At 67.9% G+C, this 14,791-nt stretch carries 12 protein-coding genes; all 12 read left to right on the top strand.

Annotated elements, in window-relative coordinates:
• Window positions 1–21: 21 nt before the first annotated feature.
• A complete protein-coding gene (rbbA, locus tag D7X30_RS31545; RefSeq protein ID WP_120566685.1) occupies window positions 22–2,820 on the top strand; it encodes a ribosome-associated ATPase/putative transporter RbbA in 2,799 nt (932 codons plus the stop codon).
• A 2-nt stretch (window positions 2,821–2,822) separates the two neighbouring features.
• A complete protein-coding gene (locus D7X30_RS31540; protein WP_120566684.1) occupies window positions 2,823–3,947 on the top strand; it encodes an ABC transporter permease in 1,125 nt (374 codons plus the stop codon).
• 79 nt (window positions 3,948–4,026) lie between these two features.
• Window positions 4,027–4,800, top strand: a complete 774-nt coding sequence (locus D7X30_RS31535; protein WP_120566683.1) for a hypothetical protein — start codon at window positions 4,027–4,029, stop codon at window positions 4,798–4,800.
• A gap of 165 nt (window positions 4,801–4,965) precedes the next feature.
• Window positions 4,966–6,888 carry a WD40 repeat domain-containing protein gene (locus D7X30_RS31530; protein ID WP_120566682.1) on the top strand — a complete coding sequence of 641 codons (1,923 nt, stop codon included), beginning with the start codon at window positions 4,966–4,968 and terminating at the stop codon, window positions 6,886–6,888.
• Window positions 6,889–7,068: 180 nt separating this feature from the next.
• Window positions 7,069–8,445: a hypothetical protein gene (locus D7X30_RS31525; protein ID WP_233591892.1), complete on the top strand. Its 1,377-nt coding sequence runs from the start codon at window positions 7,069–7,071 to the stop codon at window positions 8,443–8,445.
• A gap of 65 nt (window positions 8,446–8,510) precedes the next feature.
• Window positions 8,511–9,425, top strand: coding sequence for a class I SAM-dependent methyltransferase (locus D7X30_RS31520; protein ID WP_120566680.1), 915 nt, complete (start codon window positions 8,511–8,513; stop codon window positions 9,423–9,425).
• Window positions 9,422–9,946 (top strand): hypothetical protein, encoded by a 525-nt coding sequence (locus D7X30_RS31515; protein ID WP_120566679.1) that lies wholly within the window; start codon window positions 9,422–9,424, stop codon window positions 9,944–9,946. The genes D7X30_RS31520 and D7X30_RS31515 overlap by 4 nt, the downstream gene beginning before the upstream one ends.
• A gap of 86 nt (window positions 9,947–10,032) precedes the next feature.
• Window positions 10,033–10,830: a hypothetical protein gene (locus tag D7X30_RS31510; protein ID WP_120566678.1), complete on the top strand. Its 798-nt coding sequence runs from the start codon at window positions 10,033–10,035 to the stop codon at window positions 10,828–10,830.
• A gap of 160 nt (window positions 10,831–10,990) precedes the next feature.
• The gene (locus tag D7X30_RS31505; RefSeq protein WP_120566677.1) at window positions 10,991–11,212 is read left to right on the top strand and encodes a hypothetical protein; all 222 of its coding nucleotides are present in this window, start codon (window positions 10,991–10,993) and stop codon (window positions 11,210–11,212) included.
• Window positions 11,213–11,256: 44 nt separating this feature from the next.
• The gene (locus D7X30_RS31500) at window positions 11,257–11,478 is read left to right on the top strand and encodes a hypothetical protein (RefSeq protein ID WP_120566676.1); all 222 of its coding nucleotides are present in this window, start codon (window positions 11,257–11,259) and stop codon (window positions 11,476–11,478) included.
• A 54-nt stretch (window positions 11,479–11,532) separates the two neighbouring features.
• Entirely contained in the window at window positions 11,533–11,751 is a 219-nt protein-coding gene (locus D7X30_RS31495; RefSeq protein ID WP_120566675.1) for a hypothetical protein, read from the top strand.
• 51 nt (window positions 11,752–11,802) lie between these two features.
• Window positions 11,803–14,787, top strand: coding sequence for a DUF1611 domain-containing protein (locus D7X30_RS31490; protein ID WP_120566674.1), 2,985 nt, complete (start codon window positions 11,803–11,805; stop codon window positions 14,785–14,787).
• The last annotated feature ends 4 nt before the right edge of the window (window positions 14,788–14,791 follow it).

Genomic DNA, 14,791 nt, shown 5'->3' with positions numbered 1-14,791 from the left:
GCGACAAGGGAGGGCCCCGCCATGGTCTCATCCGTGTCTCCAGGGGCGCCGGCCGGCTCCACCCATCAGCTCGTGGTCTCCATCCAGGACGTGACCCACCGCTACGGCAAGGCCGTGGCGCTGGACGGCCTCTCGCTCGACGTTCCCAGCGGCATCCGGGTGGGCATCGTGGGGCCTGACGGCGTGGGCAAGTCCACGCTGATGGCCCTGGTCGCGGGCGCCAAGAAGATGCAGCAGGGGCGCGTGATGGTGCTCGGTGGGGACATCGCGGACGCGCGGCACCGGCGTGAAGTGGGGCCGCGCATCGCGTACATGCCCCAGGGCCTGGGCAAGAACCTCTACCTGGAGCTCAGCGTCTACGACAACGTGGACTTCATGGCCCGGCTCTTCGGGCTGTCCCCCGAGGAGCGCAAGGTGCGCGTCCCGGAGCTGCTCGCGGCCACCGGCCTGGGAAAGTTCGCGGAGCGCCCCGCCGGCAAGCTCTCCGGCGGCATGAAGCAGAAGGTGGGGCTGTGCGGCGCGCTGGTGCACGACCCGGACCTGCTCATCCTCGACGAGCCCACCACCGGCGTGGATCCGCTCTCCCGGCGGCAGTTCTGGACCCTCATCGACGAGATTCGCGCCGGGCGCCCCGGCATGAGCGTCATCATCTCCACGGCGTACATGGATGAAGCGCAGCAGTGGGATTGGATCGTCGCCATGGACGCGGGGCGCGTGCTGGCGACGGGAACTCCCGCGGAGCTGATGGAGCGCACGGGGACCCAGGACCTGGAGAAGTGCTTCATCGCGCTGCTGCCCGAGGAGAAGCGCCGGGGCCACAAGGAGATCACCATCCCGCCCCGCGCGCCGGGCAACGCGGAGCTGGCCATCGAGGCCCACGGACTGACCCGCCGCTTCGGGACCTTCACCGCCGTCGACCACGTCACCCTGTCCATCGAGCGCGGGGAGATCTTCGGCTTCCTGGGCTCCAACGGCTGCGGCAAGTCCACGACCATGAAGATGCTGACCGGCCTGCTGCCTCCCACGGAAGGCACGGCGAAGCTCTTCGGCAGCTCCGTGGACGCGGGCAGCATGGAGGTGCGCAAGAACCTGGGCTACATGACGCAGTCGTTCTCGCTCTACGGCGAGCTGAGCGTTCAGCAGAACCTGGTCCTGCACGCCCGGCTCTACCACCTGCCTCCAGACAAGGCGAAGGCACGCATCGACGAACTGGTCGAGCGGTTCGGACTGGGCGCGCACCTGGAGGCGTTGGCCGGGGATCTGCCCATGGGCCTGCGCCAACGGCTCTCGCTGGCCGTCGCCGTGCTGCACGGGCCGCAGATCCTCATCCTGGACGAGCCCACGTCGGGAGTGGACCCGGTCGCCCGCGACAGCTTCTGGGAGCTGTTGATCGACCTGTCGCGCAAGCAGGGCGTCACCATCTTCGTGACGACGCACTTCATGAACGAAGGGATGCGCTGCGACCGCATCTCCCTCATGAACGCGGGCAAGGTGCTGGCGGCGGACAGCCCCCAGAAGCTCATCGAGGCCCGGAACGCGGACAGCCTGGAGACCGCCTTCATCGGCTACATGGAAGACGCCATCGCGGAGAAGGCACGCGCCGAGGGCAAGGACGCGACTCCCGCCCCCGCGCCCGAAACCGCCCCACCCCAGCCCTCGGCCGCGCCACGGGTGGACCGGGCCGGGCTCCGGCTGCGTCTGGGCCGGATGCTCGCGTATGCCTCCAACGAGACCAGTCAGATCCTCCGCGACAAGGTCCGGCTCGCGTTCGCCTTCATCGGTTCGGCGGTGTTGATGCTCGTCTTCGGCTTCGGCATCACGACCGACGTCGAGAACATCCGCTATGCCGCGCTGGACCTGGACCAGTCGCCCGAGAGCCGCGCGTACCTGGAGCAGTTCAGCGCGGCGAAGCCCTACTTCGCCCCGACCCCTCCGGCCCAATCCGCGGACGAGGCGCTCCGCAGGCTCCAGTCAGACGACGTCTCGGTGGTGATGGAGATTCCGCCCCGCTTCGGTCTGGACCTCCGCCGGGGCTCCGGCCCCGAGGTGCTGGCGCAGGTGGACGGCGCCATGACCTTCCGTGGCGACACCGTCGAGCAATACGTCCAGGGGGTCCACAACCGGATGCTCCGGGATCCCGCGAGCGGCTTCCACTCCGCCAGCGCGCAGAAATCCACGGCCAACATCGAAGAGCGCTACCTCTACAACCCCACCTTCAAGAGCATCTACTCCATCGTGCCGAGCGTCCCGGCGCTGCTGCTGCTGCTCATCCCGGCCATCCTCATGACGGTCAGCATCGTGCGTGAGAAGGAGCTGGGGTCCATCATCAACTTCTATGTCACGCCCACGGGGCGGCTGGAGTACCTGCTCGGAAAGCAGCTGCCCTACGTGGCCATTGGCATGGCCAACTTCTTCATCCTGACCGCGCTGGCGCTGGTCGTCTTCGGCGTCCCCATCAAGGGCAGCTTCCTGACGTTGGTGGTCTGCGCCCTGTTCTACGTCATGGCGACGACAGGCATTGGGATGGTGACGTCCACCTTCACCGGCAGCCAGGTCGCGGCCGTGTTCGTCACGGCCATCCTGACCATCGTGCCGACCATCCAGTTCTCCGGCTTGTTGCAGCCAGTCTCCACGCTCCAGGGTGGAGCCAAGCTCGTCGGCTCCATCTGGCCGGCCACCTATTACATGCACGCCAGCCTGGGCGCCTTCACCAAGGGACTCGGCGCGGGCCTCATCATGAGGGACGTCGCCTTCCTGGCCGTGTGTGTTCCCCTCCTCCTGGCCATCAGCGTCCTCGGCCTGAGAAAGCAGGAGAAGTAGCAGTGAACTCGCTGCTGAACATCCTGTGGCTCGGGCTCAAGGAGATCCGCAGCCTGCTCAGCGACGCGGTGCTGGTCGTGTTCGTCGTCTATGCGTTCACCCTGGCCATCTACGTCCAGGCCACGGGGACCTCCAGCGAGGTGAACAACGCCTCCATTGCCTTCGTCGACGAGGACGGATCCGCGTTGTCCAAGGAACTGCTCAACGCCTTCTATCCGCCCCGCTTCATGTCGCCGGAGGTCATCACCTCGGAGGACATCCAGCCGGACATGGACCGGGGCCGGTTCATGTTCGTCGTGGTGATTCCGCCCCGCTTCGAGCACGACCTGCGCGCGGGGCGCAACCCGGACGTCCAGCTGAACATCGACGCGACCGCCATGCAGCAGGCGGGCATCGGCTCCGGCTACATCAAGAACATCCTCAACGACCGCATCTCCTCCTTCCTCAAGCGCACGGAGGAGACGGGGCCGAAGCCCGTCAATTTGATCGTCCGCAAGCTCTTCAACCCCAACGGGGTGTCGTCCTGGTTCAAGAGCGTGGTGGCCATCATCAATCAAATCACCCTGCTGACGGTCGTCCTCACGGGCGCGGCGGTCATCCGCGAACGCGAGCACGGAACGCTGGAGCACCTGCTCGTGATGCCGCTGACCTCGTTCGAGATCGCCATGGCGAAGGTCTGGGCCAACAGCCTCGTCATCCTCGTCGCGACCGGGGCTTCGCTGTTCCTGGTCGTGCACCTGGTGCTGAAGGTGCCGTTCGCCGGCTCGGTGGTGCTGTGGTTCGTGGGCGTCGTGCTCTACCTGTTCTTCGCCACGGCGCTCGGCATCTTCCTGGGGACCATCTCCCGCTCGATGGCGCAGTTCGCGCTGCTCATCATCCTGGTGGTCCTGGTGCTGATGCTGCTCTCGGGCGGCAGCACGCCCGTGGAGAGCCAGCCCAAGTGGCTGCAATACGTCACGTACCTGCTGCCGGCCCGGCACTTCGTCAGCTTCTCGCAGGTCATCATCTACCGCGGCGGAGGGCTGTGGGCCGTCTGGCGCCAGTTCCTGATGGTGAGCGCGGTGGGCGTGGGCTTCTTCGTCTACAGCCTGGCGCTCTTCCGCAAGTCCATCGCGGTGAGCAAGTAGGGCAACTGCTTCGACCGTTCGGCCACCGGAGTGCCGGACTGATGGAAGGCGGCCCCGGGGAGGTTCTATCCTCCTCGAGATGAGACTGCTCCCCCGACTCCACCTCTTCGAGTTCCTCGACCAGTCGTGGCTGCCCGCGCCGTTGCGCCGTGGCGAGGTCGACTACCTGCACGTCGTCCTGGACCGGACGCGCCCCTACGACACCGTGGCCCCCCAGCTGGCGGATCTGCTGCGGATGTCCGGCACGAACCGCATCATCGACCTGTGCTCGGGAACGGGAGGACCCTGGCGCACCCTGCTCCCGGCGCTGCGCCGTATGCACAGTGAGGCCGAGGTGGTGCTCACCGACCTCAACCCCACCCCGGTGCTGAATCTGCCCGAGGGCGCGCAGTACCGCGACACTCCGGTCGACGTCATGCGTGTTCCGGAGGAGCTCACGGGGTTGCGCACCCTCTTCGAGGCCTTGCACCACTTCCGCCCGAAGCAGGCGAAAGCCCTCCTCGCGGACGCAGCCACGCGCGGCGTTCCCATCGCAGCCTTCGAGCTCACGCAGCGCTCGGTGCTGTACGTCTTCTTCCAGCTCCTGCTCATCCTCCCCCTGGTATGGGGCTTCACCCCGCTCATCCGCCCGAGGCACTGGTGGCGGCTTGTTTTCACCTACCTCATTCCCATCATCCCCCTGCTCATCCTCTGGGATGGCGTGGTGTCGTCGCTGCGGACCTACACGCCGGAAGACCTCGAGGAGCTGACAGAGGGGCTCGATAACGACGGGTACAAGTGGCACCACGGCGTTCATCGGGTGAATGGAATGAGCATCACCTACCTCATCGGACTGCCTCGCCGTCAGCCGTGAGCCAGGCAACGCGACGCCAGGACGCCAGCGCTCCCGTGCTATCCTGCGTTCGCAGGTCAGGCGCGAAAGAGAATGCCCATGCAAGGGTTGCGCAGGACTTGAAGGACCGTGTCAGGCCACCCTGACCCTGCATCACCGCCTGCCCCTTCGCACATGAGCCTATTGATGCGTCCCGTTCGCTTCGCCGTGGTCCTGGCGCTTGCCCTCCTTGGCGCCTGCACGGAAGAAGCGTCGCCTCCCGCCCCTCCTCCTGATGACGAGCAGCCTGGGGAGGAGAAGCCACCAGAGCAGGTGCCTCCGGTGTCCAGCGCGGCCCCCTTCCAGCCCTGTGGCGCCATCGGGGCCGGAGCCCTCGCGGCGTCCGCGCTGTCGCCGGATGGCTCGGTGCTGGCGGTGGCCACCCTGTCGGGGCAACTGGTGCTCTACCGGACCGCGGATGGGAGCCGGCTCCAGACGCTCTGGGAGCTGCCGGGCCAGCAGGTCAGCGTGGTGTTCTCGGAGGACGGGCGCCGGTTGGTGGCGGCCAATCAGACCCAGACGCGCATCTGGAGGTATCCGGACCTGGCCCCGGTCCGGACCTTCGACCTCCCCCATTCCCACCGGACGACGGCCCTGGCGCTTTCACCGGATGGCGCGTTGCTCGCCACGGGAGGCTTCGACACGGCGGGGAATGAGACCGCCAGCATCCGCATCTGGAGCGTCGAGGATGGGAGCCTCCGGGGCTCCTTGCAGCGGAGCTACGAGCAGGTCGTCCAATCCCTGGCCTTCTCACCCGATGGTGCGTCGCTGGCCATCTCCACGCACCACTTCGTCTTCATCGTGAGCGCCGCGGATGCCTCGGGACAGAGGGCCGTTCCCGGACTCTCCGGCGGGCAGCTCGGCTGGTCGAAGGACGGCTCGCTCCTGGCCTCCGGTGGCAGGGTGGTGCGGCTCGATACCGGGGCCCTGGTCAAGGACCTGGAACTGTCGACCACCCGCGATGCGAGTGCCTTCTCCCCGGATGGGCTCCTCTACGCCGACGCGCTGGGCTCCGAGGTGACGGTCTACCGGGTGGCGGACTGGTCGAAGGTCCACACCTTCCCCGAGCCGAACGCGTCCTATGTCAGCCGCCTCTCCTTCAGCCAGGACAGCACCGGGCTCGTCGTCGACCTGGGCGTGAGCGCCTTCTGGTGCAACGGCGTGGGCCAGCTGTGCGGCCCCTGGGGCAACGAAGTCCGCATCCATCCGGTCCAGGACCTGGCCACGGTGCGGACGGTCTCCCTGGGGCCGGTGATGCGCGACCACGTGGTCTTCTCTCCGGACGGCTCGCTCCTGGCGAGCACCGGGGATGGAGTGATGGGCATCTGGCGGACCCGGGGTCAGCACCAGGTGGCGACCTCCAACATCCAGTCTCCCAGCCGTCTGCAGTTCAGCTCCGACCAGCGCCAGCTCCGCGCGAACAACGCCATCTACGACACTGCCACGGGCAAGGGGCTCCGGGAGTTCCAGGGCCAGGCCCTCTCACCGGACTTCAAGACCTCCGCTGGCCGTGAGGATGACCGCATCCTCCTGCGTGATGTCATCACGAACAAGGCGCTCCAGACCTTCGAGCTGAACGCGTATGTGATTGGCTTCTCGCCGGACGGCCGATTCCTCGCGACCACCACCTATGACGGCCGCACCCGCATCCAGCTGCTCGACGTCGCCGGAGGGACGGTGAGGCATGCCTTTGAACTGGACTACAACCAGGGCGGCTCGCGCCTGGATTTCTCCCCTGACGGACGGTGGGTGACCCTCACATCCCCATACGACGGCTTCGCCTCGACGGAGGTCCGTGGCCTCGGAACCGCGTCGAGCAGGTCGCTCCCGCCCAGCTTCACCGCGGTGTTCTCGCCGGACAGCACCGTGCTCGCCACCGGAGGCGTCGACCCCGAGGTGCGAATCCTGACGACGACGGACTTCAGCCTTCGTGAGCGACTGGTGGGACACGGGACGTATCTGGGGCAGGAGCAATGGCCCCGGGGCATCGTCGGCGCCGCCTTCGCACGGACCGGCCAGCTCGCGACCCTGGGCGCGGACCGCACGATCCGGTTCTGGTGCTCGAACTGACACCCCAGAAAACAAGCAGGAACACTCCCACCTCCTTGGGGGACCCCTTGGAAGGCAAAGCCGTGCACCCCACCCTCCGCGTTTCTTGGACCGGGAGGCGTGGACATGCATGCGAGGAATTGGGGGGCCCTGCTGTGGTTCAGTCTGGCAGGGGTGGGCTGTGGGGGAGTGCAGGAGGCGGTGGAAGACGACTCCCGCGAGGTGACCGCCCAGGCGTGCCCACCGGGAGTGGCGGCACGCGTGGCGACCATCATGCCCTCGGCTTCCGCGGGCTTCATGGGGGAGCTCACGAACGTCCAGGGCACGCTCTACTTCGTCACCTCGGGCTTCGACGCCGGTTCGGTCCTGTGGCGCAGCGACGGCACGGAGGCAGGGACCGTCCAGGTGAAGGTGTTTCCGGGGCCCCCGGGCGTCTATCAGCCCCAGAACCTCGTCGCGGTGGGCAACAAGCTCTTCTTCCAGGCCCGCACTGACACCACCGGCATGGAGCTGTGGACCAGCAACGGGACGGAGGGTGGGACCCGGCTGGTCAAGGACATCACTCCCGGCGCGGAAGGCTCCGTGATGACCAACGCCACGGAACTCAATGGCCGCCTGGTGTTCTTCCGCTGGGTGCCGCTGCCGGGAGACGGGGCCCGGCCGGAGCTGTGGCGGTCCGACGGGACGGCGGCCGGCACGCTGCGGGTGAAGGAATTCGGCGGACTCACGAATCTGGGCAACGACACGTTGAAGGCTGGCAACGCGTTGCTCTTCTTCTTCTCCGAGGACACGGGCACCACGATGTGGCGCACCGACGGCACGCAGGCCGGGACGACCTCCGTCAAGCGGCTGGACGCGGGGAACGCCTACCTCTCAGGGGTGAGCAGCCCGGGTGAGCCGCCGTTGTTCATCCTGGAGGACGGCCCCAACTCCGAGGTGTGGAAGACGAATGGCACCGCCGCGGGGACCATTCGTCTGGAAGCCTTCGGAAAGCGCGTGCGCCTGCTCGGGACGCTGGGCACGTATGTCTATCTGACGTCCGTGGACAGCCCGGTGACGAAGCGGCTGCGCATCGACCGGCTCTCCCTGAGCGGCGGTGGCAAGACGGGGATCACCACCCTGCCCAATCCCTACGCATCCGACGAGTACGCGTATCCCGCCGTGCGGACGGCCGTGGTCTCCGGCAGCGACATCTACTTCTTCGTGAGCATCGGAAGTGATGCCCCCGTGTCCAGGGACGTATCGCTGTGGGCGACGAATGGGACCGCCGCGGGGACCCGCCAGCTCTTCGACAATCCCAATGTGGAGTACGGGTACCGCTACCCGCTGTTCGCCACCGGCAAGGGTCAGGTCCTGTTCGGCGGCGCGCCGGACCCGCTCGGGCCCGTCTTCCCCTACTTCACCCGGGGCTCCCTGGCGACGCAGGGCCGGCTGGCGGACGTCCACTTTCCGGGCTCGTTCACACGGGTGGGCCATCGCATCTTCTTCACCGCCGTCAACGACACCGACGAGGGCCAACTGTGGTCCGTGCCGGCCCACTTCAGCTGCCCGCCAGGGCTGGCCGGAGCGAGGGAGTAGGCAGGGACGACGCCGGGGCGCTGAGCCGCCCCGGCGTTGAGGTACACTCCGGCGCACTCGCTGGAATGCCCTCCGACCTGCTGGAAATCTCAGACCTCATCGTCGACTACGACGTCGCGACGCTACAGCCGCGGCCGGTGTCCCGGTCAGCGGTGGTGGCGCGGCTGATGGCGAACGGGCAGCGGTCCGCCGCGCGGTTCGTGCAGCGGCTTCCCGCGTCCAATGACACGCTCGACGTCGAGGCCTGCGACCTGGCCCTGCTGCGCTCCCACGTCGAGTTGCAGCGGCTGAGCGAGGAGTTCCTGCAAGCGGACCGCATCCGCTGCGTGCTGCTGCCCCTGTTGCAAGCGCTGCGTGAGTCCGGCGTGAAGCCTCCGCTGCGCATCGTCGATGTCGGCTGCGGGCTCGGCTACGCCGTCCGCTCGCTCGCGGCCCATGGCCGGCTGGGACGCGACGTTGAAATCATCGGCTGTGACATGAACGTGACGCTGATTGAGAACGCCCGGCGGCTCGCGGAAGAGGAATCCCTCTCATGCGAGCTCCGGGTCGCGAACGCGTTCCAGTTGGAGCAGCCCGGCCACATCTACATCTCCACGGGCGTCCTGCATCACTTCCGTGGCAACGACCTGAACGCCTTCTTCGCCGGCCAGCGGCAGGGGCATGCGTTCGTGCACTACGACATCCAGCACTCGGTGCTCTCGCCCTGGGGGTCGTGGATGTTCCACCAGGCCCGCATGCGGGAGCCGCTCGCTCGGCACGATGGCGTGGTCTCCGCGCGGCGCGCCCATCCCACGCAGGCCCTGCTGTCGGCGGCCCGCTCCGCCACGGGGTTCACCTGCGCGTCCCTGGACGGGGCCCGGAACCTCCTCGGCGCCATGCTCCGGCCCATGACCGCCACGCTTGGAACGCGCGCGGAGCTGTGGGAACCGCTCCAGCGCCACCTGGGTCCGCTGCGCTCACGGTTGGGACCCACTTCATGAACGCCGTCCTTCCGGTGCTGCTCGCGCTGCTTGCCGTCACCGACGCCGCGTTCTGTGGCTTCCGGGTGGCCTCGGGCCGGGATGCCCGCATCTTCAAGGCCGACTACTACCGGGCCGCCATCCGCCGGGGGATGGGGCGGGGACTCTTCACGACCGCGCTGGTGGGTGCCGGCATCGCAGGGGCCTGCCTGTTCTCACCGGGCCTGTTCCCCCAACTGCTCGTCTGCGCGCAGGCGATCCTCTGGGTGCTGCTGCCCTATGCGACCCTGACGCTGATGGGCCTGGGCGTCTGGGCCGCCGCGGAGGCTGACGCGCGGACGCTGGCGAGCGTGGTGGTCCTGGGGCCGTTCACGCTGATCCGCCCCTGGGTCATCGCCACGGCGGCCGTCGTCGGCGCGTGGAAGGCGCCGGGCTTCACCGCCGCGCTCGTCACCGTCGCGGCGTGCGGCGTCCAGCTCGCGCTCGAACCCTGGCTGAACGTCGGCATGCGGCCCCGGCTCCCCCTCGCTCGCAACGGGTAGGGCCCCACCCTCACGGGGCGTACGTTACCGGCGGCCCCTCCAAGCCATTACATTCACATCCTCGCCTGAGGGCAGAGGGGGAATGGATGGATTGGTCCAGCGTGCTGGGCAGTGCATTGATCGGTGCCGTGGTGGGAGGTCTCGGGAGCCTCCTGGCCCACGTGTTGAAGGTGGGGAAGAATGTCTTGGTAGGAGCGCTTGTCGCCGTGGTGACGGTGAGTTCGTCCATGGGCTGGCGTGCGTACCAACGACGGCAGCCCGTGGACTACGAGCAATTGGTGGCTTCGCTCGTCGAGAACGACTCCACCGAGGGCATGGATCGCTACCTGCGGCAATGGGCCCTGGCCACGAAGACCTACCCCGAAATCCGGCAGTGGTTCGAAGTCACTCCAACCATGAGTCGCGTCGAGCGGCAACAGCAGGCCATGCAGCTGGCGCAGGCCGGACTGCGCCGGCTCTCCGACCGGATCCTGATACAGCGGGCGGAAGCCCTCTCCCTGATCGTGGACCTGGCCGACGAGAAGGACTGCGCCGCGTTCAGTCGTGGCGACATCACGGCGGAAGGGCTGAACCGGATCTTCAGCGGCATGGATGACGAGACCCTCGGGCGCTTCAGCGTCATCACGGCCAGTGCCCTGGCCGCGGAGCTGCGGCAGTCTCCCCTGCCCCGGCAGGTCATGACGAGCGACGTGGCACAGTCCTTCGTCGAGATCAGCATCCGCCTCGGCGAGGACGAGACACAGCGGCTGGCCAACAACCTCCAGCGGATGAACACGCTCCCCGACGACGAGGCCTGCTGGACGAGCCGGAGCCTCTACAAGCAGATCGCGACCCTCCGGGGCCGCAACCAGGACGCCCTGGCCCTGGCGCTCGTCAGCAACTGAGCCGGGGGATGCCGGGGTTCCCGTGACACCGTGAAACAGGAAATTGCGCGTCTTTCCTGACACTTCGGGGACCCTGCCCTGCCCTGCCTTGCCCGCTCCTCCGTCCCTTCCTAGGATTCAGGGATCCGCTGATCTCCCCTCATCACCTGGAGTCCTCACCATGCGGTACACGCGCAAGAACATCTCCGAGCTGCTCGACACCGTGCAGGGCAACCCCGACGTGACGGGCTTCTGGACGTCCACCGTCGGCGGCTACACGTACAACATCACCCCGTCGGCGGGCGGCTACATCTACCAGGACATCTACAACCCGAATCACCGGATGTGCGAGGACGGCGGCCAGGTCGTCATTGAGGACCGGTCCCAGGTGGGCTGCTACTAGCGCCCCGCTTCGCCCCTTCCCCACGCCACACCCGGAGCACTCCCATGCGTTACACGCGCAAGAACGTCAGTGACCTGTTGAACGCGGTGCAGGGCAGCCCGGATGTCCAGGGCTTCGGCACCTCCACCTTCGCCGGCTCCACCTGGAACCTGGTCCCCTCGTTTGGCGGCGGCGCTGTCTGGCAGAACTACTGGACCTACCAGTGGACCTGCGAGGACGGCGGCTCCGTCACCGCCGAGGACCGCTCCACGTTCGGCTGCGGGTAGTCCGCGGCCCGCGCCTTCGTTTCCGCTGTTCCACCCGCCACACGGAGGTCCCCGATGCGATTCACGCGCAAGGATGTCTCGGAGCTGCTGGAGCTCGTCAACGGAGGCCCGGACGTCCAGGGCTTCGCCACGTCGAACTTCTCCAGCACCACGTACACGCTCGTCGCCTCGGGGCCGGGAACGGTCTGGCAGGACCTCTACAACTCGGCCCACCGGCTGTGTTCCGAGGACGGCGCGACGTCCCCCTCCGAGGACTGCGGCGGCGGCGCCTAGCCCCGCGGTCCGCTGTGCCTCCCCCGCTTCCCCCCGTCTCGCGGTCCCCTCATGAACACGCGCCTCACCCTGATCCTCAACACCCACATGCCGCAGGTGTTGGGCGAGGGGCCCCTCTTCGATGAGCCGGAGAACTGGCTCTTCGAAGCGCTGACGGAGACGTACATCCCGCTGTTCCGGATGTTGGAGCGCTGGGACGCCCAGCGCTTCGCCGGCACGCTGGTGATGTCCTTCACCCCGTGCCTCTTCGAGCAGCTCGTCGCCTGCGAGGAGCGCTACACCGGCTACCTCCAGCTGCTGAAGCGCATCGCCACGCGCGAGCTGGAGCGCACGTCGCGGCTGGAGCTCTACAACCGCTACGAGAAGTTCCCCCAATCCCTGTCGGACGAGTCGCTCGCGAAGGTCCACCGCACCGCGGGCATGTACCTGCGCCGCGTGGAGGACAGCCTCGCGTTCCTGCGCCAGCACAGCCTGCGGGACGTGTTCACCTCCCTGGGGCGCTCGCGGCCGTCCAACGTGCAGCTGTGGACCTCCACGCCGCAGCACAACTTCCTGCCCTTCTTCCAGCCCGCCGTCGCGGACCGGCTGGTGGCGCGGGGCGTGGAGTCCTTCCAGGACATCTTCGGCCGCGAACCGGACGGCCTCTGGCTGCCCGAGTGCGCCTTCCAGCCGGGGCTGGAGCGCGTGCTCAAGCGCCATGGCATCCGCCGCACCGCGCTCAGCCTGACGGGCATTGGCGCGTCCCAGGCCCAGGATCCCAGCGGCGTGTTCCGCCACGAGGACCTGGAGGTGATGGTCCACGACTACCGCATCGGGCTGTACCTGTGGAAATCGCCCGAGTCCACGTTCCCCGCGCACCCGGTGTACCGCGAGTTCTTCCGCGACGTGGGCTTCGACCTGCGGCCTGAGTACTTCGAGGAGCTGGGCGTGCCCGTGCCCGCGAACAAGCGGGGGCACGTGTGGACGGGCCTCAAGTACCAGGCGGTGACGGGACAGAAGGTCGACCTGGGACAGAAGGCGCTCTACGACGTGGAGGCAGCCCGCGCCCAGGTGAAGCGGCACGTGCGCGAGTTCTGGGAGCTGCTGGACTCACGCCGCTCGCTCGTCCAGGACGGACAGACGTTCGTGCTCGCGTTCGACACGGAGCTGTTCGGCCACTGGTGGCACGAAGGCATCGACTGGCTGGAGGGCGTCATGCAGCCCGCCGCGCCCGTCGAAATCCAGGCCGCCACGCCGCCTCCCGAGCCGCCGTCGCTGCCCCGGCTCTACTATTCGACGTGGGGGCGCGACTTCTACAGCGAGCACTGGCTGACGCCGGGCAACGCCTGGATGTACGCGCTCATCAAGCTGGTGGAGGCGCAGCTGCCGGAGCCCGTGGACGCGGAGACGCGCGAGACGTGGCGCCGCTTCGAGGTCTTCAGTGGCAGCGACCTGCTGTTCATGATTCCGGACCCGACGCAGCGGGACCGGGCGAGAGCGCTGTTCCTGGCGCGCTACGCGGACGTCGTGTCGCGGCTGAAGGACTTCTCCTCCGAGCTGCTCACGTCCTTCCCGGTGGACCCCTTCAAGTGCGTGCTCATCCAGGTGAGCAAGGCCGACGGGCAGGAGCAGCCGCCGTTCCTCTTGCGCCGGCTGTCGCTGGAGGGCGTGAACACCGGGGCGCGCCGGGAGCTGACGCTGGACGCGGAGGTGTTGGAGGTCGCGGGCCTGCGCGTCGCGTTCCAGTACTTCCTGCTGCACCCGCAGGGCCGCTACGCGCTGCGCGTGGAGGGCTCCGAGCGCGAGCACGTCTTCCAGATGCCAGACTACGGCGTGCCGCTGCTCATCGCGCCGGACACCCGCACCTATCCCAAGTACGACCCGGAGGTGCTGTACCAGAAGCTGGGTGAAATCTGGGAAGGCGACCAGCGGCTGCCCTTGAAGATGAACCCCACGCTGCGCAGCCGCCACATGTACACGCGCGCGCAGGTGATGGAGGTGCTCGCGGGCAAGCGGACCGCCGTCTTCAAGTACAACAAAGAGGGCTACGCGCTGCTGCGCTTCCGCGACCACGGGCCGGCCCCGGCGTGCGTCGTCTTCGACGACACGGTGACGCTCAGCGACGCGGGCACGTACATCCAGGCGGGTGAGCTGTCCGTGCCCGTGGTGAACGACCCGGCGGCCATCGCGCGCCATGACTTCGACGCGGTCGTGTTCACCTGCTCGCTCAACTTCGAGACGGAGGTCCCGCACGTCCGCGCGCTGCTGGAGGTGGCCACACGCAGGCGGCTGCCGGTGGTGTCGCTGTACGACGACATCCTCTATTACGACCTCTTTGACGGGCTGGAGCCGGACCCCAACCTCTTCTTCCGCGTGGCGGTGCCAGAGCAGGACGCGCTCGCGAAGCCGGACCCGGTGGACTACGGCCCGCGAAACCTGCTGGGCGTCTTCGGCACGGACACGGTGCAGGGCAAGTTCACCACGCAGGTCTACCTGCGCGAGGCGCTGGCGAAGCACATGCGCGTGCGCCACCACGCCACGGAGCCCACGGGCATCCTGCTGGGCTCGGACACGGGCTACTCGCGCGTGCTGCGCGTGGAGGGCCCGCAGCGGCTGGCGTTCGAGCGGCGGCTCATGGCGGACCTGGCGAAGGATTGCGACCTGGTCATCACCGGCGGGCAGAACGGTCTGCTCTACGTGCCGGCGGGCATGGACAAACGGGCCAACGCCTCCACGCTCATCTACGAGACGTTCCTGCCGCGACTGGTGGTGCTGACCGTGGCGGTGGACACGAAGCCCGAGGACGTCATCGCGACGCGCGAGTACCTGGAGCTGCTGGCCCGTGAGCACAACGTGCCCTGCACGGTGGTGGGACTGGCGATGATGGGCGGGCGCAAGCTCCTGGGCAGCCGTTGGACGGAGACGTGGTTCCTGGGCGTCCGGGATGAAGTCCTGGAGGAGGCGCGGCGGAAGATGGAGCAGCACACCGGCCTGCGCGTCCACGCCATCCCCGAGGAAGTGGACGCGCTGGCGCGGAGCGTGCTCACGCACCTGTGATGGA

Origin of the sequence: Corallococcus sp. AB011P, from assembly GCF_003611605.1 — a bacterium.
Classification (GTDB): domain Bacteria; phylum Myxococcota; class Myxococcia; order Myxococcales; family Myxococcaceae; genus Corallococcus; species Corallococcus coralloides.
Note: the sequence above shows the minus strand (reverse complement) of the source record. Positions and strands in the feature narration are given on the sequence as shown.